Origin of the sequence: Dysgonomonas sp. Marseille-Q5470, assembly GCF_951230145.1 — a bacterium.
GTDB lineage: Bacteria > Bacteroidota > Bacteroidia > Bacteroidales > Dysgonomonadaceae > Dysgonomonas.
This window is the reverse complement of the sequence record NZ_CATNVE010000003.1, coordinates 147,793-171,730: the sequence shown is the minus strand read 5'-3', so window position 1 is coordinate 171,730 and position 23,938 is coordinate 147,793. Positions and strand designations below refer to the sequence as shown.

Sequence of the window (23,938 nt, the reverse complement as noted above, 5' to 3'; positions counted from 1 at the left end):
TTATTTAGATAATCGGACAAACCATGAAACAAAAACCAAGTCTAACATTTTGGCAAATCTGGAACCTTAGTTTCGGATTCTTAGGAATACAAATCGGATATTCACTACAAAGTTCTCAAACAAGTCGTATCTTATCAGCTTTAGGTGCTGACCCTCATCATCTTCCATTATTCTGGCTGGCTGCCCCTATTGCCGGGCTCATTGTACAACCAATCATCGGGATGTCGAGTGACCGTACATGGACACGTCTAGGACGTCGTATTCCATTTATTTTGGGAGGAGCTATAGTTTCGGCAATTGCCATGTTCTTTATGCCAAATTCCGAATTTGTAGCAGCCATTATGCCTCCTGTATTTTTTGGAGCATTCATGCTGTTATTCATGGATTGTGCGTTTAATGTTTCTATGCAGCCATTCCGCTCTTTGGTTGGCGATATGGTGAATGACAAACAACGAAATCTAGGATATTCAACTCAAAGCTTCCTTACAAACATTGGAGCTGTAGTTGGATCATTCCTTCCATTTATACTTACTTGGATAGGCATTCAGAATATTCCCGGTGTGGGGGAAAAGGTTGCACCATCTGTTATCTGGTCTTTTTACATAGGAGGTTCGGCACTTTTACTGACAGTGTTATGGACTAGTATTCGTGTCAAAGAATATGCTCCGAAAGAGTATGAAGAATATAATAATATAACAGAAGAAGAAAAACAAAAGAAATCTTTTATAGATGTACTCAAGGCCACCCCAAAAACGATGTTACAACTGGCTATAGTACAGTTTTTCTCATGGTTTGCACTCTTCATCATGTGGGTGTATGCAATCGGCGGAATTGCAGAGAATGTGTGGCATACAACAGACCCTCTCTCTGCGGCATATAACGAAGCCGGAAACTGGAACGGGGTATTAAGTGGTGTATATGGTATCTTTGCAGCTATCTTTGCTATTTTCATGGCTAAAATTGCTGATAAGCTCGGTCGCAAAAAAGTATATTCCTTTTCATTACTGCTTGGTGCTTTAGGGCTGATGTCTATGTATGTATTTGAGGACAAATACCTATTGCTTGTTTCTATGGTAGGTGTCGGTATTGCTTGGGCAAGTATACTGGCTATGCCTTACGCTATACTATCAGCCGTGTTACCGGCTAGCAAAATGGGGTTATACATGGGAATCTTTAATGCAACGATTACCATACCTCAGATCGTAGCGGGGCTGACAGGCGGGCTTATATTAAAGCATGTGGTTGGCGGCAGCTCTATAATGATGTTGGTGGTTGCAGGGATAGCCATGCTTTTGGCTGCTATATCGGTATCTTTTGTCGAAGACTCACATAAAGAACTTAAACCCGAATCCGCTAAATAATTAGAAAATATAATTATCTGAAAGAATAAATATTTATGAAAAATAAATTATTATTTGTAATCACATTAATAGCTCTTACCAGCTATGCATGTAAACCAAAAACTCAAACAGAAAACACTCAAGAACAGCAAGAAGAGAAATGTACAGTCAAACACTTGGATTGGACTCGGAACGCCGTAATATATGAAGTTAATGTAAGACAGTATACCAAAGAGGGAACCTTTGCCGCTTTCGAACAACATCTTCCCCGACTCAAAGAGCTGGGTGTGGACGTGCTTTGGTTTATGCCTGTACATACTATTTCGGAAAAGAATAGAAAAGGCACTCTCGGAAGTTACTATGCTGTAAGAGACTATAAAGAGATCAACCCTGAATTTGGAACAAAAGAAGATTTCAAAAAGCTGGTAGATAAAGCGCATGAAATGGGCTTTAAAGTAATACTGGACTGGGTTGCAAATCATACCGGTTGCGATAATGCCTGGACTACAGAACATCCCGATTGGTATATGAAAGATAGTCTTGGTAATATCAAAAGCCCGTATGACTGGACTGATACCTACGAACTGAATTATGACAATAAAGATATGAGAGCCGCAATGACAGATGCCCTGAAATACTGGATAAAGGATTTCAATATAGATGGATATCGCTGCGATATGGCTCATGAAGTACCTACCGATTTCTGGAACGATGTACGTAAAACTTTAGATAGCATCAAGCCTGTATTTATGCTTGCTGAATCCGAAAATTATGATTTATTGGAACACGCATTTGATGCAAACTACTCATGGGAGTTGATGCACATGATGGCTGATGTAAATAAAGGGACAAAGAGTGCAGAAGATATTACATCATATATTCAAAAGCTGGATACTATAATGTGCCCGGACGCTTATAAAATGCTCTTCTTAACAAACCATGATGAAAATTCATGGAATGGAACAGAATTTGAACGCTATGGGAAAGGTGTTGAAGCTTTTGCAGTTCTTACCTACACATTGAATGGAATGCCGATGATATATACCGGTCAGGAAGTAGGGCTCAAAAAACGCTTGTCATTCTTCGAAAAAGATATGGTTCCTTCATGGGCAGAAAATAGCACAACACAGTTCTATAAAAAGCTAAACCAATTAAAACATACCCATCCTGCGTTACAAGCCGGACAGGGTGGCACATTCAAGAAATATAATACTTCTGCAAATAAGGAGCTGTTGATATATTCGAGAGAAAGAGCAGGACAAGAGATTGTTGTAATGCTCAACTTATCGAACAAAGATATCAATTATACTAGCAATGACGCCATAGGACGTGGCAGCTATACCGATTATTTTGCGGGAGTGAATGTTCCGGAATTACCCCAGTCTCTAAAAGCATGGGAGTATAAAGTATTTGTAAGACCAAAATAATCAGGATTACTTATATTTATTCACAAAGAAAGCTTAAGAGGAAACTTTTAAGCTTTTTTCTTGTATATAAGTATATAATACAAAAATTCTGTGGTACTTTTTACTCTGTGATAAAAAACAGATAAGAGCGAATACAACAATAATTCCTTTTTGCAACTTAATTTGCACAAAAAAACTAGCAAAAGAAAAGGGGTATCCATACGGATCCCCCCCTTCAATTCGGCTATATAAAACTCATAATTCCTTAATTCTTCTGATGAGCTGTTGCTACAGCGTCAAAACGGGATTGCACAAAGTCAAGTTCGCTTTCAATACGTTTGCGTTCTTTTGTAAGACTTTCAGGGGTCGTAAAATATTTAGCTAAGTCTCGCACCCCTACACGGTATATACACCCTCTATAATATCTGTTTCTGAAGATATCGTAAAAAGAAGCATTGCTTAATACGGGAGTAACATTAGCTACAGCTACGGGAGATATCGCCCTAGCGAGATATACACTAATATCGTCAAACATTACCCAAAACATCGGATATTCTCTTCCTCTGTCGCAAATTACAGGGCAAATGGCTTCTACACGGACATCTCCTTTTCCTGTTGCAATATCATAATACCATTTTTCCTTTACAAGGTAACAAGTGATTTGCATATTTGCCAAATCTTCCCTTTTTATAGAAAGTGTATGATTGTTATTTACTGTATATCCAATGCGATTCTGATCCATCACCTCTTTTGCTGTATATTTACTATCATCATTGAAGTCGGGTTGATCTTCGAATTTATATGCGGCAATTGTATTATCTGATAAAAGATTAATCAGAAGAGAAAACAAATTAGCACGCTTTTCGGTTGAAACTGTTGGATAAAATAAGGATTCGTTGCCTTCTACATCATATACTTCCCTGTATATATCTCTAGTCCATGTAGCAGACGAGTAATCGTTCATCGAATTCTCCATAAGAAAAAGCTCTCTGGACGAAATCTCTGTAATCATATCTTCCGTGGACGATGTAGCAGGTGCTCCATTCATCATTCTGAATGCATTATTTGCTGAGTTTTGTGCAAAGAGTGAACTTGCCGAGAGCAGTCCACCCAACATTAATGAAACAATATATTTCATAGGATGTGTATTTTGTGTTAATTAATTAATTCTTACTTCCATTGGGTATAAATCTCTTTCTATACCATCGGGGCCCTTGGCTTTTATTCCTGATATTATTAAAATTGTACCTCTAGTCATTCTTCGCATTTGCTCTATCTGACGAGATGAGAAATTCGCACCATTTGACATTTCAGGAGTTACATTTCCCATAGCGTCCACAGACATTGTTCTGAAGCTCAAAATCTGAAATGGAATATTCAGAATACCATCATCGATAGAAGCTTTTATACCCTGTGTGCCCAGTAGTATAGATCTGGCTATAACTCCTTTTCTAAATACTTTCGGTGCACCGTTCTGATCTGTATATGGGATAAACGCTAATGGTTCCGGTAACGGACGGATCCTCAACTCTTTCCTTGCTATGAATTGTTGTGTACCATTCACCTTTGCAGATACAGAAATTATAAACTTCTGACCTATCTGAGATGGGGAAGGCACTGCAACCCAATCTTTGCCCGAAGGAGTTAATGTTCCCCCACTTACCACTGTAGCCTGTACGTCCTGACTGGCTACACCCGGCACAGCAATAGTCAACATATTCTGAACCCCGGCATATAGCACATCCATCCAGAATGGCGCTACTGTGGCCATAGGTTCCATTACTGTATATTCCTGAGAGAAATTACGTCTTACAGGTAATCCGCTCCTATCCATAAGCTCGATAAATCCATCGAATTTATATGTACCGGAAGCTCCTGTACCAACTTCATACAAACCATTTTTTTCGGATGGTAACTCTTTACCATTTACAACAATACGGGGTCGTTGTGTTGTATCTACCGCCGCCATTATAATATTGGCTTTGTAAGGTACACCTTTCATCACCATATTTGATTGCGGAACAACAAAGGCACTCAGTTCATTCACACGAATATCTTTCAAGTCGATATTTTTAGCAAGATCATTCAAAACTTCACCCTCGGCCTGCTTTACATTCATTTGCAATTCTGAAAGGAAAGTCAGCACAGCAATACTTGGCATACCGTCAAAAGACGAAGTTATCCAATCTTTATGATCCTTCTTCGCTCTTGCAGAAGGTTCAGTAGATAAAGTACTGCTTACAATCTTACGTTTGCTCTCGTCAGGAATCTGCGCCACCATAGCTTCCCTATACGTGTCTAATATTTTTTTCAGCTTCTTTCCCTGACCACCCACCGGTGAAATCATTACTTCGGAAGAAGCATCAAGATTATCTTTCGATTTCAAATTATTTATATCAGCATCGGCTCCATCAGTCTTTTTTGCAATTTCGAGTTTTAGATACTGCAAATAATCGAAAATAGAATCGGTCTTAGCCTTTACACTTTGTGCCCTATTATATGAGTCCTGAGTTTTGTCTCTGTTAGTCTCATAAGAAGCAGCTATATCTGCGTATATCTGTTTATTTCTTTCATCTGTGACAACAATAGATTCTTGAATATTATCGTTAATCATCACAAATCCATCCAATACCTCGGTAGAAACATTTAGAGCTAGCATCGCAATAAACACCAGATACATGAGATTAATCATCTTCTGCCTAGTCAATTGCCCTTTACTTAAAGCCATCTTATATTCTCTTCTTTAGGTTTCTAATTCTGTTTTTTATTTCTCCGATTATCTTAGAATTTAGGTTGGTTTGGATTGTTATTCGTTGTCATAGCTTGTAATAAACGAGCATATACATTGTTCAAAGCCTCAATGTGTTTGGTCATTTTAGCAGACTCTTCTCTGAACATGTAACTATCACCAATAGCTCCATCATATAAATTCTTCATCCTTGCCAAACTGTCATTAATATACCTAATAGCCGACATTTGTTCAGTTATAGTCTGTAATTGTGCATTAAATACATCGTTCAAACCACTCACATTCTGATTTAATGTAGTCAGATTGTCTACAAAACCATTTGTTTCGGTGATTTGATTATATGCTTTCAATAGTTTTTGAGAAGCCTCATTCAACGAGTTAATTGTAGTGGAGAATTCTTCTAAATTCTGAGCTGTATTTGCTGCGCTCTGTCCATAATCTGCCGAACCTGTACGAGCAGCAGAAGGTTGCCCTGTAGGCGATGATGAAGATGATCCACTGCCAGAAACAGCTGTTACTCCATTTCCTCCCGAACCGCCAAGAACAACGACCGAAGAGCCGGAAACTCCGGAGGATTTTATAGAATCTCCGGATTTCCTTGCCTCTGCTAGTTTTATATTAGAAGGGGATTCGTCATATCCAACCCCACCACTTACTATTACTCCGGATAAAGCATTTGCTCCGACCTCATCACTCGATGGAGATGAGTAGTCGAAACCTGCGGCAATAAAAACAATAACTTCGACAATCATTCCGATCATCAGAACGATGTTCCCTGCCGGTACATGCATAATTTTAAACATTGCCCCCAGGATGACTACAGCAGCACCCCAACTATAAAGAATATTAAACACTGTCTGTCCTCTTCTACTTGCAATAAATCGCCTAAAACTATGCCACGCTTTTCCCATTTTGAGAGCTCTCTTAAAAATTATTTTTTAATAGAATTTACCCCTTTCATCAAAGCTCCATGTTCTTACACATCTGAAACCAATGAATGAACGGCCTTTATCTTGAAATTCAACAGAACGATCTCCGGATTTAACCGTAGAGTCTTTCCATGAACCGCCTTTTACAATTTTACGTTTCAACACTCTTGGGTCTGCAAGTACTGCTCTATAGCTGAAATCAGGATTAGCCTCATCAGCCATACGATCTACAGATTCCGTAAATGTTGTAGTTGTCCATTCTGCCGCATTACCCGCCATATCGTAAAGTCCAAAACGATTCGGTAAGAAGCTTGCTACAGGGGACATTAAGTCTTTCAAATCTTTTGATGCTCTGAAGTTAGCATGAGCCAGCCCATCGGTTGTATGCGTTTTATCCGAATACCACGGATAAATCAACTCCGAACGTCCGTTTCTTGCAGCAAATTCCCATTCGGCTTCTGTAGGCAAACGATACCCTTCGAAACCGTCTAAGCTACACTTCTTTTCAGCCAAATAGCGATCTGTACGCCATGCACAATAAGCATCGGCTTGTTCCCACGATACACCTACCACAGGATGATTATTATAAGCCTTATCATTAAAATATTTGCCTACATATTGTTCACTCTTAGCATTAGCAAAATCTGTCATCCATGCCATCACATCAGGGTAAACATTTACAATATATGTATTTGTAAAATCAATCTTATCTCCGTGCGATGATCTTGCTAACGTTTCGCGAATAATATCACCTCTTTGATTTACATAAGCTGTATCCTTGGATATAACTATAGAACGTGCATCGCCTTCTTTTAGTTTTGCCAAAAACGCATTATAACTTTTTACGTCAAACCAGTCATATTTAAAATTCAAAGCAGTATTTATCAATCCGGATTTATCCGCAGCAAAAGGATTTCCTCCTATCACACTGTTTATAGCAGCCTGTTCGCGTTGAGTTGGATTTTTCCAAGGAATTGGCTTACTCCAGTTTAAACGCTGCCCAACAGCACTATTTCGATCTTCCGGCCTTACTAAAACTTTAAACGTTGGGTCTCCTCCATACGCCGGATCTGCCAAACGTTCTCTTATAATAGAGTCACGCACCCAATATACAAACTCACGATACTGCTTATTTGTAACTTCGGTTTCATCCATCCAAAACGGGCTGACAGCAACAAGTTTACGAGGCACTTCATCTCCCCATAAAGGATCAATACCTGTCCCTAACTCTATATTACCTCCCGGGACAAGAACCATATTGTCACAAGCACGGGCTATATTGTAAGGTAAACGTAAACGAGTTTCAATAGCAGGGTCAATATATTTTGGATTTGTGAACTTATAGGTTACACCTAGCGTTGCCTGAGCTAGCCCATTATTACTTTTATCCCCTTTTTGTCCATCAAAGGTATCACTAAGTAAAACGACTCTTCCCTCTCCAAATATTTGCCAGTTACGAGTTAAATTAAAGCCTAAGTTCAAACCGCCGCTTCCACCAAAGAAAGTACCCTGAAGATTTCCTCTATGAGCAAAGCGCTGATACATGCCTACACCTACAAAAGGATTTATTTCAAATTTACGTTCCGGCTTATATCCATTTATAAGATTAAGAAAATTTAACTGCACATCTCCAGTTATACTCATATAACGTAAATGTTGCATATAATATTGTTCGTTTGGTTGATATTTTGTAGGATGCCAAACAGGCACTCCACTCTCATCAACAGCACTATACTCATAATCAACACCTTCAATCCAACCCATATAATCCCAGGCGGGATCTTTAGTTAACATTTTTAACCCTTCGCCATTCGTTCCATCTTTCCACCATCTATCGTAAGTTCCGCTCCAACCATCATTGAAGCCATGTATGCTTCCTTCTGATATTTGAGCTCGTAGAGTAATCAATGTACTCATTCTACGACCGACGGAAAGTGTTGGAGCAAAGGTTAATCTACTAGAAAATGACGTCCTATTCCACGGAACACCATTATCATCCTCACCCACATATAATTGGGCACCACCTCCAATGGATATGAACCACACTGGATCTTTTAACAAATATTCATTCCTCGAAGGAACTGAATATTGCTCTGAGCTTTGACGTTGAGCATAAGAAACTATTGATACACAGACCAATAGCAGTGAAGTCAGTAAAGTTTTTTTGTTCATTTGTTTTGTAACAGTTATAGTAACGATATATCAAGTGTGGCAAAGATAATATTTTTTTTTAATATTTATTTATTTTCTTATCAAATAATAACTTAACTCAATAAACGATTGGATTTTGCGTGTTCTTAAAAACATAAAAGGGAAGCCTTTTCAGGCTCCCCTCTCATCGATTATATTTATTAATTTTACAGTTCTTTTGTTTCGTCAAATTTACCAAAACTGCTATTCGCTAAACGCTGATAACTATTATATCTCCACATCGCATTGTTCTGTGCTGCTTCATATAGTTCAGAAGCTTCAGAAGGATTTGATTTTTGTAGAGATGTATAGCGAACCTCATTACCTAAGAACGCTTGGAATTTAGACCAGTCAGGCTCTTTACTATCCATTGTAAATGGATTTTTGCCTTCCTCTTCCAACATCGGGTTGTAGCGCCATAGATGCCAGTATCCGCAAGCAACTGCTGCTTTCTCTTCATCCTGTGCATGTCCCATTCCTTTTCTCAGACCATGGCTGATACAAGGAGAGTATGCAATAACTAATGATGGGCCTTTATATTCTTCAGCTTCTTTGATCGCTTTCAGACATTGTCCTTGGTTAGCACCCATAGCAATCTGTGCTACATATACATAACCGTATGTAGTAGCTATCATACCAAGGTCTTTCTTGCGAATCTTCTTTCCTGCTGCAGCAAATTTAGCAACCGCTGCTATCGGAGTAGATTTAGAAGACTGGCCTCCTGTATTAGAGTACACCTCTGTATCCAATACCAGAATATTGATATCTTCGCCTGTAGCCAATACATGATCCAATCCGCCAAAACCTATATCATATGCCCAACCGTCACCACCAAATATCCAGATAGAACGTTTGATTAGATATTGTTTCAATGAATATATCTCTTTGCAGTAGTCACATTTATCTTTCTCTACTTCCAGTAATGGTAACATTGCAGCTGTAAGTTCTTTTGTCTTGTCAGCCTCATCTTTATTTTCTACCCATTCTTTGTATAGAGCTTTTATTTCAGGTGAACATTTATCGCAATCCTGAGCTTGATTCATCAGTTTTTCGAGTCTGTTGCGCATAGTAATATTAGCCAAGGCAAAACCAAGACCATACTCTGCATTATCTTCGAATAGTGAATTAGCCCATGCCGGTCCTTTACCTTCTTCATTCTTACGGTATGGAGTAGATGGAGCTGAACCACCATATATTGATGTACAACCTGTAGCGTTGGCAATTAACATACGATCACCAAACAACTGAGTCACAAGTTTGATATATGGAGTTTCTCCACAACCAGAACATGCACCTGAGAACTCAAACAGCGGAGTTGCAAATTGAGAGTTCTTCACATTCAACTTAGTATCAACAAGGTGAGCCTTGCTTGTTACATTCTTGACCATGAAATCCCAGTTATCTTGCTCAGGGAATTGTGATCCGATCTCAACCATTGTAAGAGCAGAGTTTCCTTTCTTACCCGGACAGATATCAGCACAGTTACCGCAACCAAGGCAGTCTAGCACATCCACTTGAATGCGGAAGCCCATACCATCAAATTGTTTACCCTGTGCTTTCAACAAAGTAACATCGCCCGGAACTTGAGCTTGCTCTTGTGCATCCAAAACAAACGGACGGATAGTAGCATGAGGACAAACATAAGCACACTGGTTACACTGTATACAGTTTTCGGCATCCCATACAGGTACAAAAGCAGCAACACCGCGTTTTTCATACTCTGTAGTACCATGATCCCATGTACCATCTTCACGACCTACGAAAACAGATACAGGAAGATCGTAACCACGTTGTGCATTTATTGGACGAACTACGTTTTTGATAAACTCAGGAGCGTCATCTTCTTCAGATTTACCTATTACGATATTTGCCCATTCTGCCGGAACCTCAACTTTTTCGAGTTCGATACCACGATCAACCGCAGCATAATTCTTATTGATAACGTCTTCACCTTTACGTCCGTATGATTTCACAATGAATTTCTTCATTTGTTCCACAGCCAAATCGTAAGGGATTACATTCGAAATCTTAAAGAATGCTGATTGAAGGATTGTATTTGTACGACCTCCAAGACCAATTTCTGTTGCAATCTGAGTTGCGTTGATGATATAGAAATTGATATTGTTGACTGCAAGATATTTTTTTACATTATCAGGAAGGTAGTTTCCTACTTCTTCTTTGCTCCATACAGAGTTGAGAAGGAATGTTCCGTTTTTCTTCAATCCTTTAGTTACATCATACAAATGCAAATAAGCAGGAACGTGACACGCTACAAAGTTTGGAGTATTTACCAAATATGTAGAACGGATAGGATTATCACCAAAGCGAAGATGCGATGCTGTAAATCCTCCTGATTTTTTAGAGTCGTATGCAAAATAAGCCTGACAATATTTATTGGTATTGTCACCGATAATCTTAACTGTATTTTTGTTTGCACCTACTGTACCATCCGATCCTAAACCATAGAATTTAGCTTCATAAGTAGTATCATCTACAGAAACTTCTTCTTTAAGAGGTAATGATTTGAATGTAACATCATCTACGATACCGATTGTAAAATCGTTTTTAGGTAGGTTCATCGCCAGATTTTCGTACACAGACATAATCTGAGCAGGAGTAGTATCTTTAGAAGAAAGTCCATAAATACCGCCAACAATTGTAGGGGCATCAGCTTTACCGAAGAAACAGTCTTTTACATCCATATACAATGGCTGTCCAAGAGCTCCAGGTTCTTTTGTACGGTCAAGTACAGCTATTCTTGTTGCAGTTTTAGGAACCGCAGAAAGGAAGGCTTCTGCTTTGAATGGACGATAAAGGTGAACTGCTACTAAGCCGACTTTCTCTCCTTTGGCATTCAAGAAGTCTACAGTTTCTTTAATTGCTTCCGTTACCGAACCCATAGCTATAATCACACGGTCGGCATCTTCAGCTCCGTAATAATCAAACAAGCCGTATTTGCGTCCTGTAATCTTATTAATTTCTTCTAAATATTTTTCAACAATAGCAGGTACTGCATCATAGAATTTATTAGCAGCTTCACGCGATTGGAAATAAATATCATCATTCTGGGCTGTACCACGAGTTACAGGGTTTTCTGGATTCAATGCTCTATCACGGAATCCTTTAAGAGCCTCTTGGTTAACAAGAGGAATTAAGTCATCCTGACTCATTTCTTCCACTTTCTGTATTTCGTGAGATGTACGGAATCCATCAAAAATATTCATAAAAGGAATACGAGACTCGAGAGTTGCCAAATGAGGAACAGCAGACAAGTCCATAACTTCTTGCACCGAGCCCGAGAAGAACATAGCAAACCCGGTCTGACGAGCTGCCATAACATCCTGATGGTCTCCGAAGATAGACAAAGCCTGTGCCGCCAAAGCACGTGCCGATACGTGGAAAACGCTAGGAAGTAACTCTCCTGCTATTTTGTACATATTAGGGATCATCAACAACAATCCCTGCGATGCCGTATAAGTAGTTGTTAGAGCTCCAGCCTGTAATGATCCGTGAACTGCACCAGCAGCACCAGCCTCCGACTGCATTTCCTGCACTCTGAGGATTTCGCCGAATATATTTTTGCGTCCGGCTGCTGCCCATTCATCAACATACTCTGCCATAGTTGACGATGGTGTGATTGGATATATCGAAGCCACTTCGCTGAACATATAAGAGATATGTGCTGCGGCCTGATTTCCATCACATGTAATGAATTTTTTTTGTTTAGCCATACTTTTTAATAGTTGATTATCTTTTTTAGTTTACATTTTTTTGATTTGGCTAAGTTGACAACTTTTCAATTATCAGCTCCTTATTCTTTTAATATAAAAAACCAAACAGCCATAAAGGAATAATATTTCTATCACCCCTCTCTAGATTTGCTATTACGTAAAGCATCTCCGGTTTATGTTTGCCTCTGGTTTTTTGACCATCTATCTTAAATTTATATTTCTTGTCATCATTTTCGACAATAAACATTCCGCTTTTAGCTCCTTTCTTCAATTTGCTATCGCTGTGATGCACCTGATTGTAGAAAAATGTTTCACGTAGCTCTTGATCATTTACATCTGATATTTTCAGAGGGAAAATCAGATTCGTATTATGCATATAGACCATGTCGGGTTTCTTTGGAAACTCCTCTCCTTCTCTATAAAGCATATTTATCAGTCTGGCGCTACGCAAATATTCCAGATAATTAGTCACTGTAGCTCTGGATATCTCACAGTCGGTACTCAATTGGCTGATATTGGGTTTGCCCGGTGCAGACAAAGACAATAGATACAGCAATTTTCTTAATTTAGGCAAATAAGACATTTCTATTTGTTTGATAGACAACACATCTACCTCCAACATCATATTCACCGTTTTGAGTAAATTTTCCGAAAAATTTCTTTTTTCAAGAAAAAACGGATAATAACCGTGATGTATATAACCCCATAGATGTTCTAAAGGGTTGATCTCTGAGAATATATCCTCAGCTATTTCACGGTGATTATTTATTATGTCATCCAAACCATAAGGTTTGAAATTCTTTCCAAATTGAATATTTAAGAATTCCCGATAGGAAAAACCTCTCAGATTATATACATCTACAATAGATGCCAGTTCTGCATCTTCTCCGAGCTTGTTTACAGTAGAACCTGTAAATACGATCTTCAGTTGAGGAAGACATTCGTAACATTCTCTCAATTCTTTAGACCACCCCGGATACTTATATACCTGATCGAGTAGAAGCGTCTTACCCCCTTTTTCGACAAACTCTTTTGCAAAACTAAAGATTGTTCTGACTGTAAAATAAAACTGATTCATATTGATATATAAACAGTCTCGTTTGTCTAGCTCAAAGAACTCTTTAGCATATTGCAGAAGGAATGTAGTTTTCCCGACACCTCTCGCCCCCTTGATTCCAATCAAACGGCGCGACCAGTCAATCTGTTGCATTAACAGCCTGGGAGTTGCATCTTCGAAAAGATGTTCAACTAAATACTTATGTGTCCGAAAAAAAGATTCCACTCGATACTCCTTAAAACCCCGACGAAGGTAACTTTTTTTTATGTCATTGCAAAGTCCACTTAGCAATTTTAATCATTTTTCTTGAAACAGCATATAAAAATGCAGAAAAATTTTATATTCGCATGGTGTATTTTTCAATGATGAATAACAAACTCTATTAGTTCTACTAAAATAGTGCTTAAAAAAACTCAATTATAGTATTTTTTGTATATTTTATTATATGCTTCCGTCCCCTTTATACGGCTGATCCAAACATTCAGAGAATCAAGCAAGACAGGAGAGCTTTTCCTCACAGCCCAGGCCTCTAAATGAGTAAACCCTACAAAAGTAGAATAATCTATTTCGGGCGATGTTTTGGCAATATTAGCTGCTACCTTTTCGTCACAAACTGCAAAATCGATATCTCCTGATGCTACCATCATAGCCAACTGCTCAGAACCATAGGCCGGATCTTCCTTTATATATATTGTGTCCCCTATTTCATGAGCCAAGTTTTGTATCCGAAGGATAACCGGAGACTTAGCAGGAACATAAAGCGTTTTCTTAGCCAAGTTTAAATGACTTCTAATCGGCTCTATATTATCATTATACTTTTTTTTACGTTGAATCAACACCTGCCTGTTCTGAGCAATGGCTTCTGTGAAATTTACAGAGTCACGCAACTCTGAAGTAACAGGTATATTCCTAGCCACAATATCGTACTTTCCGGTTCTCAATCCATCCATACTTTTATCTATACTGGATTCTAGCTGGATATCTATTTTTAAAGGAATATTCTCCTGTAATAATTCAATAAGATCGTGATTGAAACCGGCAATCGTATCTCCTAACACAAAATAACCAACAGAGTTATAATCTGTAACTACACGAAGCACTCCTTCGTGCTGAATTTGAGGATAGTCACGAGAATCCTTATCTGTAGCATTATTCCGTATAAAAATCCAAACAACAATCAGAATAATAACAATTATGGGAACCGATAAGAAAGCCTTATTCTTCATAATTTTACTAATTATTGAATTGCCATGAAATTCCTAGTTTTAAAACCCGAGGGTTTACCGGATAACGATATAAAGAGAACGATTGTCCATTACCCATTCCTTCCGCAATATTGTACATCATAACAAAAAAGCGAGTATATTTCAGATGAAGGTTCAGATAGGCACTTACAACAGGAAACTCTCCGAGTTTCATATCTTGTTGATTATAAAACTGCATAGTCAAAGGCTCATACCCCGGCATATGATATTTTGCATGAATATAAGCATCAGCACCCAACTGTAGAGTTAATACTTTAGCCAATTTAGTAGTCAGGTATATATTCGAGTACAAACTCCATTGAGGTAAAGGCAAAGCTTCTTCACTCTTGGTGTATTGATATACAGCCTGATTATCCCAATGAAAAATCCCGGATCTGAAATTCTGATCGAGGCGTAAAGCTATCACTTGTATTTCTTCATTACTTTGAGCTATTCTCTTTTCCTGATTATAATATATCAACCCTGTTATATTTTCAACACCTCCACTTATCCGAGTCTGAGAAAATGACAGTTCTGGAAAAATAATCTCGCCACCTATATAAACACGACGTGTATCTTTCAAACCCATATCCTTCCAGTTCCAATACTTAGATGAAAAATTGTTCTGAAAAAAACTTGGACTTATATTTTTTATATAAGCATTAGCCTTTACCGAAAAGTCTTTATTTCTGAAATTCAATCGAGTAGTAATTTCTCCTTCGAGCCTGTAATCACTATTATGTAGATCTTTTTCGGCTGTAGCCCTATATCTTAAAAACTTCCCCTTTTCCTTCGTTAATACTCCTCCTACAAGCAATGAATATTCACTTTCCTTCATAGATGCACCGGGAAGACCATACATAGTCCCTGATTCCTCGATACCTAAAAAAGGCATGGAATATTTACGCAGATCATGCTCAATGAAGGCTGTTAAGCCAAATTTCGTCCATTTTCGAAAGCCTTCGTTCATAGCTAATGCCAATGTATTCTTGAAAGAATAATATGACATATAATCATCAATATTCGCCTCATACTTAGGATCCGAAAGAGTAGTCCAGCCCTTCTCCCCATTCCAAAGCTGTGGAGTATAGACATTCGCGATATTACTATAGTTTGAATTAAATCTGCGACGTTGATCTGTATAGTGCGTTGTAAAGATCACACTTGCTAACGAAACATAGTCCTTCTTTTTCCGTGTTCCCATCACGCTGTCATTTACAGGATATGTTTCTGTATCATCACCCAGATCATATCTGTTAGTCACATACAGATTACGACCTCTGAGTCTGTTCCAAGTATCCTGCATTCGTGTAGGAATATCCAACGAACTCCCTTTGAAGTTTCCATTATTGACTACATTGGGATGATCCGGGTTCGAAATATACAATGTATCGGATATACCACCATTCTCGATAATAGTAAAATTATTATTTTGGAAGTAAGCATGCATCTTATACTTATCACCTATATAGCTGGCATATAAGTCATAGCTAACTCCTTTATTTGACAAAGAATTGTAAAATCCACGAGAATATATATAGTCAAAATCAAAACCAACATTCAGCTTTTTACCCATATTCATGGATATCTCTCCCTGAAAACGATTTTCAGCGCTTTCACCTCCACCCCCACTTTGATATTTAATCTCAGAGTAAGGTACTTTTGTATTATAGAATATCTGGTCCTCCGGCCCTTTTCGCCATGCACGCACCGGATCTTGAAAAATAAAACGGGAAGGCTCCGGACGTTCAAAAAATATTTTAGATTGTAAAGGAGAGCCTACATTGCCCAAATAGCCAATAGCTACACCTTTTCCATCTACTAACATACTTTTATGAAAATCTATTACAGCCGAATCGCGAGGAATAAATATACGTTCTCCCAAACGTGGTGTTATTTTCCACACATATATATTAGGAACTTCAACTTTTACTGTATCTATTTTTCGTCCACTCGGAGGCAATTTACCAAGACTTGCAGATATAGAATCCGCTTTCTCCACTATTACGGGAGACTGTAAAGCTTTCTTGTTTTGTGCTTCCGCAACAAGAGAAGCGAAAAGAAATAAGAAAAGAAATACTGTATATTTTTTCATTGGTGCAAACTTACACAAAAAATGAAAAATGAGTAGTTAATGTACCTTTAAAAACAGGCTCTTGCTTTATTTATTGCATCAATTTCACATTAAATAGTCAAATCACCCCTTTGGTAGAAGGTAGTTCGTAATTGAAGATATCTCTCTTCTTCGCCATCTTCAAAGCTCTGGCCAACGCCTTGAAAATTCCTTCTATTTTGTGATGCTCATTCGCACCTTCTGCCTTTATATTGAGGTTCATTTTTGCCGAGTCGCTTAAAGATTTAAAAAAGTGTAGGAACATTTCGGTAGGCATATCTCCTACTTTCTCACGATGAAACTCTGCATCCCAAAGCAACCAAGCCCGACCTCCAAAGTCAAGCGCAACGGAACACAAACAATCATCCATAGGCAAGCTATAGCCATAACGTTCTATACCTCTTTTATCTCCTAATGCCTTATATATCGCTTCACCTAAAGCAATAGCGGTATCTTCTATTGTATGATGCTCATCTACATGCAGATCTCCTTTTACCTGTATGGTAAGATCCATCCCCGAATGTTTTCCTATTTGCTCAAGCATATGATCGAAAAAGCCTAAACCTGTAAATATCTGACAATGCCCTTTTCCGTCCAGATTGAGTGCAATATATATATCTGTTTCTTTGGTCGTTCTTTTTACCTCTGCTTTGCGCTCTCCGGCAAACAAAAACTCAGAGATGACATCCCAATCGGTAGTTTGAAGTACACATATATCCTTTAGCTCATCAGGTAAAACAAATTCATCTTGCATAAAGATAGCTTTACAACCTAGATTTTTTGCTAGCTCAACATCTGTTTGCCTGTCTCCAATCACAAAAGAATGCTCAAGATCATAATCCCCTGTCATATATTTGCCTAACATACCTGTACGAGGTTTTCGTGTTGGGGCATTATCTTCAGGGAAACTTTTATCAATAAGGATATCATCAAATACGATCCCTTCTCCTTCCAGCGTCTTAAGCATTTTGTTATGTGCCGGCCAGAATGTATCCTCGGGAAAAGATGCAGTACCCAATCCATCTTGATTAGTAACCATCACAAATTCAAAATCGAGATTCTTTCGGATAAAATAAAGGTTACGAAAAACCTTTGGATAAAACTCGAGTTTATCGAGGCTATCCAGTTGATAATCTATCGGTGGTTCTATAACCAAAGTCCCATCACGGTCTATAAATAAAGCTTTCTTTTTCATTATAATATATTGGATATGCTTTTAGATCGGATTTCCCTCTCTATTGATATGTTTATGTTTATAACGCTCGCAAAGTTTTAATTAACATCTCATTTTCTTTATCAGTACCTACTGTTATACGCAGACATCCGGCGCACAAAGAGACCGAGTTCCTGTTGCGAACAATTACACCTTTATCTGCTAATTGCTTGTACAGGCTATTGGCATCCTCAACCTTTACCAATATAAAATTGGCATCCGTGGGATATATTTTCTCTACAAAAGTTAATTTTGGCAACTCATTTATCAGATAATTTCGTCCTTCGAGCAAGGTAGCAATCCACTGCTTCCTTAATTCAAGTTTGTCTAATTCATCTCCAACAAAATTTTGAGTCAGGATATTTACATTATATGGATACTTAACTTTATTGAACAACTTGATTATCTCAGCCGAAGCAAAAGCCATGCCTAGACGTACAGCAGCCAACCCCCATGCTTTAGAAAATGTTTGCAGAATTATCAGATTAGGATATTTCTCAAGGTCATTCAGCCATGTCGCTTCAGAAGCAAAATCGATATAAGCCTCGTCTAAGACTACAATACCCGCAAAAGAATCTAATACCTTTTTTATTTCTTCCCTGCTTAACAGGTTTCCTGTAGGGTTGTTAGGAGAGCATAAAAATATCAACTTTGTATTACGATCTGTTTTTTCAAGCAGTTTCTGAGCATCCAGATCGAAGTTTTCGTTCAGCAATACTTTCCGATACTCTACATCGTTCACCTCTGCGCAAACCTGATACATCCCGTAAGTAGGATCAACGGCAACAATATTATCAGTGCGAGGTTCGCAGAAGATACGAATAACCAGATCGATAGGCTCATCACTGCCATTGCCTAAGAAGATATTTTCGGGAGCTATATTTTTTACCTTAGCTATTTTTTGTTTCAAAGACCACTGTAAAGGATCGGGATAACGATTATACTTATCATTCAGAGGATTTTCATTGGCATCTAAAAACACTGATGCTTCTCCTTTAAATTCATCTCTAGCCGATGAATAAGGCTTCATATTCCATACATTTTTGCGCACAAGCTGCTGTAAATTCATTCCTTTAAACTGTTTAGTTTAGATGTCTTTTTATCTTATTTATTTAACTTAACTACGCAGCAAGCACTGCCATATATCAGAGCTAAGAAAGTGCTCAAAAGAGAAGAACACACTTTTGAGCACTCCTATTCTCTTATACTTGTATATTTTACAATTCAATTTTAACCCCAAGAAGTTTATAAAACTCTTTTAGTATAGCCGGATGTCCGGGCCATGCAGGCGAGGTAGTCAGATTACCGTCTGTAATAGCTTCGGTAGCGGGAATATCTTTGTAATTACCGCCAGCCAACTTTACTTCAGGCCCTACAGCTACATAGCAGGTAAGCGTCTTTCCTCTAACCACATCTGCGGCAGTAAGCACCTGTATACCGTGGCAAATAGCTGCAACAGGCAGATTTTTTTCGAAGAAATACTTTGTATATTCTATTACTTTAGGATCGAGACGAATATATTCAGGAGCTCGACCACCTGTAATATACAATCCTGCGTAATCTTCAAGTTTTACATTATCAAAAGTCTTATTCAATGTGAAGTTATGACCTCTCAGCTCTGCATAAGTCTGAAATCCTACAAAATCATGTATTGCCGTAGCAACCTGTTCTCCGGCTTTCTTCCCCGGACATACTACATCTACATGGAATCCTACACTTACCAGTGCCTGATAAGGAACCATCAATTCGTAATCCTCAACAAAATCGCCCGCTAGCATCAATATTCTTTTATTCATGATAAAACAGATTTTATAATTAGACAATCAATTAATTCCAATAAATATAAATAATATTTTAACAAAAGGCTCTATGAGTTAAAGTTATTTATATATTAGGCTGATATGTAGTCACAACAAATACGATCAGAGGCTCGTCCCCCGTATTGATTATAGAGTGATAATTATTATCTCCCTGAATAGATGTTACGTTCCCTTTTTTCAAGTTGAACTTTCGGGTGATTTTGTCCAATCCTTCACGTTCTATATATTCACCTTCGCCATGAACCAATACATATAATTCTTGTTCTTTCTTAGTGCCATGCTCATGAAATCCAGCCTGATCACCCTTATTCAACAAAACCATATAAGTACCAATACGGTTATTCACCAGTTCTCCTTTCTCGAATATAGACAGCATGTAAACAACGCCATTACCATCATACATCGGGTCTCTCTTCTCTATATCTATAACTGTCCGTTGTGGTTTTCCAAAAGGAGTTAATGTAATATCTACATATTTTGATACTGTTTCCAGTACTTGTTTTTTTTCGTTTTCCATCATTATTCAATTTATATATGTCTTTATACGAATATTTTTCTTGGTATGTTTAGAGTATTTTCTGCATTTCAAAATGAGGAATCCCAACTTCTTCAAACTCGTCACCAACTATACCATAGTTATATTTCAGGTAGAATCCTATAGCAACCTTTCTGGCATGCAATACAATCTTATCAAATCCGTTTTCTTTTGCAGACTCTTCTGCGAACAAGAGCAACTTTGCACCTATTCCTTTTTTCTGAGTAGAATCCTCTACTGCCATTTGACGCAATTGAACTATATTTTTATCTATTGGTGTAAGAATACAACATCCTACAATCTGCCCTTCATTTTCGCAGACACAGAGCATATCCTCTTTCTCCTTTTCGAGATATTCAGCAGAAAATGTAAGTCCTAGAGGCGCTCTCAATATTTTATAACGAAGAGCAACCATCTTATCGTAGTCTGATGTACCATATTTTATAATTCTGGCCTGAATCATTTTTCTAACAGTTTATTTAGTTCTGTCGACATGTAAGCTCCTAAACGGTATGTACCGTTTCCATCTCTCAGTAATGCTCCGTTTCGTTGGATAGAGATAGTATCTTTACTTCGAATAAATACAAACTGATCTTTCGGTATAAAGTCTACAGCTTCCTTCTGTGCCGAGCCTATGATATCAACTAGCCTGGCTATTTGAGCCTTGTTTCGTATTTCAACTCTCTCCCCAAAATATTTTTCGTAAATTACCTTGTCAGCATTTACATATTGAGCCTTATTGATTGTTTTCTCAAAAGCCGAACAGCTTACCAATAGTACGATTGTAACTAATAAACTAAGTGATTTCATTTTTCTTTGTCCTTTAGCCGTAAAGTTACTGCATTTTTATGAGCAAACAATTGTTCGTTCTCTGCCATTACTTCAATCGTTTTGCCAAGATTGTGAATGCCATCTTTTGTAATCTTCTGGAAAGTTATCTTTTTCACAAAACTATCCAAATTAACACCGCTATAAGCCTTAGCATAACCATTAGTAGGCAACGTATGATTTGTTCCTGAAGCATAGTCTCCGGCACTCTCCGGCGTATAATTTCCAAGAAAAACAGAGCCTGCATTTACTATTTCTTCTGCAATATCTGCATAGTCTGCCGTTTCTATAATAAGGTGTTCGGGTGCATATTCGTTGGTTATATCTATAATTTCCCTATTATCCTTTAATAGGATCAGCTTACTATTTTCTAATGCCTTCTGTGCAATCTCTCGACGAGGAAGCTCAAACAATTGTTGCTCTATCTCGTGCAAAACTTCGGAGATAAGAGATTCGCTGGTTGTTGTTAATATCACCTGACTATCTGCTCCGTGCTCTGCTTGCGACAATAAATCGGCAGCAACAAATGCAGGTATGGATGTTTCATCAGCAATCACTTGTACCTCGGATGGTCCTGCCGGCATATCTATCGCTACATCTCTGAGACTGACAAGCTGTTTTGCTGCCATCACATATTGGTTCCCGGGCCCGAAGATTTTATATACTTTAGGTACTGATTCCGTACCGTAAGCCATCGCTCCAACAGCCTGTATTCCTCCCGCCTTAAATACTTTATCCACACCGGCTTCTTTTGCTGCATACAATATAGCCGGATGGATATTTCCTTCTTTATTAGGTGGTGTACAAAGGATAATCTCTTTACAACCTGCAATTTTAGCCGGAATGGCAAGCATCAAGACAGTAGAAAACAAAGGAGCTGTCCCCCCCGGAATATAAAGCCCTACTTTTTCTATAGCGACGGCCTTTTGCCAACAAGTGACACCTTTGCTTGTCTCTATTTTTTTAGTCTCAAATATCTGACTACGATGAAATACCTCGATATTCTCTTTTGCTTGTCTGATAGCTTCCTTTAATTCTTGAGAAACTAAATTCTCGGCTTCTGCAATTTCTTCTGCCGAAACAGCCAGAGAGAGAAGCTTCACTTTATCAAACTTTTCTTCATATTCAAAGACAGCCTGATCCCCTCTTTCTTTTATATCATCAAGTACAGAACTAACTGTGCTGTTCAATGCTGAAGTATCGAAAACAGGACGTGCCAGTATCTCTGCCCACTGGCTGCGTAAAGGATATTTTATTATCTGCATAATTTACTTCTTATATTCTTTCCTCAACAAGCTGTAAACAGCTATGTCAGTAAACACATTATCTACCAACAATTCTCCATCACGCTCTATACCCTCCATCTGAAAGCCAAGCTTTTCTGGAATACGGCGGCTCTTATCATTACCTACCGCAACCTTTATCTGAATACGATTCATATCCAGTTCACCGAAGGCATGTTCTATAAGTTTGGCAACCGATTGTATCATGATGCCCTTACCTTGAGCATATTGTGACAACCAGTATCCTATTTCTGTCTTCTTATTATCTGAATCTGTGTCTTTGAAACCAATCAGCCCTACAAACTGATCCTTATAGTATATAGTAAATTGTTTGTCGGCTGTCTGCAATACATATCTCACATAGTTCCCCGTATCTTCCGCTTCTTTTGTAGCATCTACAAACGGCAACCATTCACGCATATATTCTCGTTCGTTGTTGAGCGTATTGAATATCTTAAAGATATCATCTACAGACAAAGGATATAATACAATATCTTCTGAGACTTCTATCATAAAATCATTTTTTCTATAGGTAATACAATAATGCCTTCAGCACCACATGCTTTTAGTTTGGTGATAACCTCCCAAAAACGTTTATCTTCGATAACCGACTGAACAGAGCACCAACCCTTTGTAGCTAGTGGGGTAACCGTAGGACTCCTCATACCCGGTAAGATATCAAATATTTCTTCAAGCTTATCTTCGGGTGCATTCAGAAGTACATATTTTTTGCCTTCTGCACTCTGAACAGCTTCTATCCTGAATATTAGTTCGTCAAGAATATCCTTTTTCTCCTGTGGTAAGTTTTTTGTTGCTATCAATAAGGCTTGCGATTGCATTACAACCTCAACCTCTTTCAAGCGATTACTTACCAATGTCCCTCCGGAGCTCACTATATCAAAAATAGCATCGGAGAGACCTATACTAGGCGAAATTTCTACAGATCCGGTAATAATATGAATCTCTGATTTAATACCCTGTTCTGCTAAATACTGGTTTAAGATATGAGGATAAGATGTGGCTATCTTCTTTCCTTCAAACCATTGCACACCTTCGTATTTTTCATCCTTTGGAATAGCCAACGATAAGCGACATTTGCTAAACCCTAAGCCTTTTACGACATCCGCTGCCTCGGCTTTTTCCTTATATTCATTTTCTCCTACCACACCGATATCGGCAACCCCTGTAGCTACAGCTTGCGGGATATCATCGTCACGCAGAAAGAGAATCTCTACGGGAAAATCCTTTGCAGGAATAAGCAGCGTGCGCTTAATATTATTCAGTTTTATACCGGCTTCTTGCAAAAGCGCCATCGTTTCCTCAAATAGCCGACCTTTCGACTGAACAGCAATTCTTAATACCATGATATATTAATTTTATATTATTTTCCAGCAACAAAAAAAAGAGCTTACCTCTATCAGGCAAGCTCTTCTATATTTTGGCAAACACCACATCAATATACTTACTTACCCTACGGGAGTAACACTATAATGATGATGA

19 protein-coding genes are annotated in these 23,938 nt (G+C 38.2%); 2 read left to right on the top strand and 17 right to left on the bottom strand.

Annotated features, from left to right (window positions below; genetic code table 11):
- Positions 1–23 precede the first annotated feature (23 nt).
- Both QOX35_RS06830 and QOX35_RS06825 read left to right on the top strand, forming a co-directional pair.
- Positions 24–1,361, top strand: coding sequence for an SLC45 family MFS transporter (locus QOX35_RS06830; protein ID WP_283686292.1), 1,338 nt, complete (start codon positions 24–26; stop codon positions 1,359–1,361).
- 35 nt (positions 1,362–1,396) lie between these two features.
- Entirely contained in the window at positions 1,397–2,767 is a 1,371-nt protein-coding gene (locus QOX35_RS06825) for an alpha-amylase family glycosyl hydrolase (protein WP_283686291.1), read from the top strand.
- Positions 2,768–3,011: 244 nt separating this feature from the next.
- Here QOX35_RS06825 and porN read toward each other — a convergent pair whose 3' ends face one another.
- The 17 genes from porN to hisG all read right to left on the bottom strand — a co-directional run bounded on the left by porN (position 3,012) and on the right by hisG (position 23,802).
- Positions 3,012–3,884, bottom strand: coding sequence for a type IX secretion system ring subunit PorN/GldN (gene porN, locus QOX35_RS06820; protein WP_283686290.1), 873 nt, complete (start codon positions 3,882–3,884; stop codon positions 3,012–3,014).
- Positions 3,885–3,905: 21 nt separating this feature from the next.
- A complete protein-coding gene (porM, locus tag QOX35_RS06815) occupies positions 3,906–5,474 on the bottom strand; it encodes a type IX secretion system motor protein PorM/GldM (protein WP_135103829.1) in 1,569 nt (522 codons plus the stop codon).
- 53 nt (positions 5,475–5,527) lie between these two features.
- Positions 5,528–6,406 carry a type IX secretion system motor protein PorL/GldL gene (gene porL, locus QOX35_RS06810; RefSeq protein WP_283686289.1) on the bottom strand — a complete coding sequence of 293 codons (879 nt, stop codon included), beginning with the start codon at positions 6,404–6,406 and terminating at the stop codon, positions 5,528–5,530.
- Between the two features lie 27 nt (positions 6,407–6,433).
- Complete coding sequence (gene porK / locus QOX35_RS06805; RefSeq protein WP_283686288.1) at positions 6,434–8,596, bottom strand: T9SS ring complex lipoprotein PorK/GldK; 2,163 nt, start codon at positions 8,594–8,596, stop codon at positions 6,434–6,436.
- A gap of 185 nt (positions 8,597–8,781) precedes the next feature.
- The gene (gene nifJ, locus QOX35_RS06800; protein WP_283686287.1) at positions 8,782–12,345 is read right to left on the bottom strand and encodes a pyruvate:ferredoxin (flavodoxin) oxidoreductase; all 3,564 of its coding nucleotides are present in this window, start codon (positions 12,343–12,345) and stop codon (positions 8,782–8,784) included.
- 88 nt (positions 12,346–12,433) lie between these two features.
- Complete coding sequence (locus QOX35_RS06795; protein WP_283686286.1) at positions 12,434–13,627, bottom strand: AAA family ATPase; 1,194 nt, start codon at positions 13,625–13,627, stop codon at positions 12,434–12,436.
- Between the two features lie 188 nt (positions 13,628–13,815).
- Positions 13,816–14,628, bottom strand: coding sequence for a transporter substrate-binding domain-containing protein (locus QOX35_RS06790; protein WP_283686285.1), 813 nt, complete (start codon positions 14,626–14,628; stop codon positions 13,816–13,818).
- 7 nt (positions 14,629–14,635) lie between these two features.
- Complete coding sequence (locus QOX35_RS06785) at positions 14,636–16,741, bottom strand: putative porin (protein WP_283686284.1); 2,106 nt, start codon at positions 16,739–16,741, stop codon at positions 14,636–14,638.
- A 97-nt stretch (positions 16,742–16,838) separates the two neighbouring features.
- Complete coding sequence (hisB, locus tag QOX35_RS06780; RefSeq protein ID WP_283686283.1) at positions 16,839–17,954, bottom strand: bifunctional histidinol-phosphatase/imidazoleglycerol-phosphate dehydratase HisB; 1,116 nt, start codon at positions 17,952–17,954, stop codon at positions 16,839–16,841.
- A gap of 58 nt (positions 17,955–18,012) precedes the next feature.
- On the bottom strand, positions 18,013–19,041 hold the full coding sequence (hisC, locus tag QOX35_RS06775; RefSeq protein WP_283686282.1) for a histidinol-phosphate transaminase: 1,029 nt from the start codon (positions 19,039–19,041) through the stop codon (positions 18,013–18,015).
- Positions 19,042–19,189: 148 nt separating this feature from the next.
- Positions 19,190–19,768 (bottom strand): DJ-1/PfpI family protein, encoded by a 579-nt coding sequence (locus QOX35_RS06770; RefSeq protein ID WP_252637708.1) that lies wholly within the window; start codon positions 19,766–19,768, stop codon positions 19,190–19,192.
- Positions 19,769–19,856: 88 nt separating this feature from the next.
- Positions 19,857–20,312 (bottom strand): cupin domain-containing protein, encoded by a 456-nt coding sequence (locus tag QOX35_RS06765; RefSeq protein WP_135103819.1) that lies wholly within the window; start codon positions 20,310–20,312, stop codon positions 19,857–19,859.
- 46 nt (positions 20,313–20,358) lie between these two features.
- The gene (locus QOX35_RS06760) at positions 20,359–20,790 is read right to left on the bottom strand and encodes a GNAT family N-acetyltransferase (protein WP_135103818.1); all 432 of its coding nucleotides are present in this window, start codon (positions 20,788–20,790) and stop codon (positions 20,359–20,361) included.
- Complete coding sequence (locus QOX35_RS06755) at positions 20,787–21,137, bottom strand: hypothetical protein (protein ID WP_135103817.1); 351 nt, start codon at positions 21,135–21,137, stop codon at positions 20,787–20,789. Before QOX35_RS06755 ends, QOX35_RS06760 begins: the two co-directional genes overlap by 4 nt.
- A complete protein-coding gene (gene hisD / locus QOX35_RS06750; protein WP_283686281.1) occupies positions 21,134–22,420 on the bottom strand; it encodes a histidinol dehydrogenase in 1,287 nt (428 codons plus the stop codon). The genes QOX35_RS06755 and hisD overlap by 4 nt, the downstream gene beginning before the upstream one ends.
- A gap of 3 nt (positions 22,421–22,423) precedes the next feature.
- Complete coding sequence (locus tag QOX35_RS06745) at positions 22,424–22,951, bottom strand: GNAT family N-acetyltransferase (protein ID WP_283686280.1); 528 nt, start codon at positions 22,949–22,951, stop codon at positions 22,424–22,426.
- Complete coding sequence (hisG, locus tag QOX35_RS06740) at positions 22,948–23,802, bottom strand: ATP phosphoribosyltransferase (RefSeq protein WP_135103814.1); 855 nt, start codon at positions 23,800–23,802, stop codon at positions 22,948–22,950. The genes QOX35_RS06745 and hisG overlap by 4 nt, the downstream gene beginning before the upstream one ends.
- Between the last annotated feature and the right edge of the window lie 136 nt (positions 23,803–23,938).

Bases quoted from the DNA above. Each gene is read 5' to 3' on its own strand.
- QOX35_RS06825 (WP_283686291.1), top strand. From the start codon at position 1,397: ATGAAAAATAAATTATTATTTGTAATCACATTAATAGCTCTTACCAGC.
- porM (WP_135103829.1), bottom strand. From the start codon at position 5,474: ATGGCTTTAAGTAAAGGGCAATTGACTAGGCAGAAGATGATTAATCTC.
- nifJ (WP_283686287.1), bottom strand. From the start codon at position 12,345: ATGGCTAAACAAAAAAAATTCATTACATGTGATGGAAATCAGGCCGCA.
- QOX35_RS06745 (WP_283686280.1), bottom strand. From the start codon at position 22,951: ATGATAGAAGTCTCAGAAGATATTGTATTATATCCTTTGTCTGTAGAT.
- QOX35_RS06765 (WP_135103819.1), bottom strand. From the start codon at position 20,312: ATGATGGAAAACGAAAAAAAACAAGTACTGGAAACAGTATCAAAATAT.
- hisG (WP_135103814.1), bottom strand. From the start codon at position 23,802: ATGGTATTAAGAATTGCTGTTCAGTCGAAAGGTCGGCTATTTGAGGAA.
- hisB (WP_283686283.1), bottom strand. From the start codon at position 17,954: ATGAAAAAGAAAGCTTTATTTATAGACCGTGATGGGACTTTGGTTATA.
- QOX35_RS06790 (WP_283686285.1), bottom strand. From the start codon at position 14,628: ATGAAGAATAAGGCTTTCTTATCGGTTCCCATAATTGTTATTATTCTG.
- QOX35_RS06770 (WP_252637708.1), bottom strand. From the start codon at position 19,768: ATGAATAAAAGAATATTGATGCTAGCGGGCGATTTTGTTGAGGATTAC.
- QOX35_RS06785 (WP_283686284.1), bottom strand. From the start codon at position 16,741: ATGAAAAAATATACAGTATTTCTTTTCTTATTTCTTTTCGCTTCTCTT.
- porK (WP_283686288.1), bottom strand. From the start codon at position 8,596: ATGAACAAAAAAACTTTACTGACTTCACTGCTATTGGTCTGTGTATCA.
- porL (WP_283686289.1), bottom strand. From the start codon at position 6,406: ATGGGAAAAGCGTGGCATAGTTTTAGGCGATTTATTGCAAGTAGAAGA.
- QOX35_RS06760 (WP_135103818.1), bottom strand. From the start codon at position 20,790: ATGATTCAGGCCAGAATTATAAAATATGGTACATCAGACTACGATAAG.
- hisD (WP_283686281.1), bottom strand. From the start codon at position 22,420: ATGCAGATAATAAAATATCCTTTACGCAGCCAGTGGGCAGAGATACTG.
- QOX35_RS06830 (WP_283686292.1), top strand. From the start codon at position 24: ATGAAACAAAAACCAAGTCTAACATTTTGGCAAATCTGGAACCTTAGT.
- QOX35_RS06755 (WP_135103817.1), bottom strand. From the start codon at position 21,137: ATGAAATCACTTAGTTTATTAGTTACAATCGTACTATTGGTAAGCTGT.
- porN (WP_283686290.1), bottom strand. From the start codon at position 3,884: ATGAAATATATTGTTTCATTAATGTTGGGTGGACTGCTCTCGGCAAGT.
- hisC (WP_283686282.1), bottom strand. From the start codon at position 19,041: ATGAATTTACAGCAGCTTGTGCGCAAAAATGTATGGAATATGAAGCCT.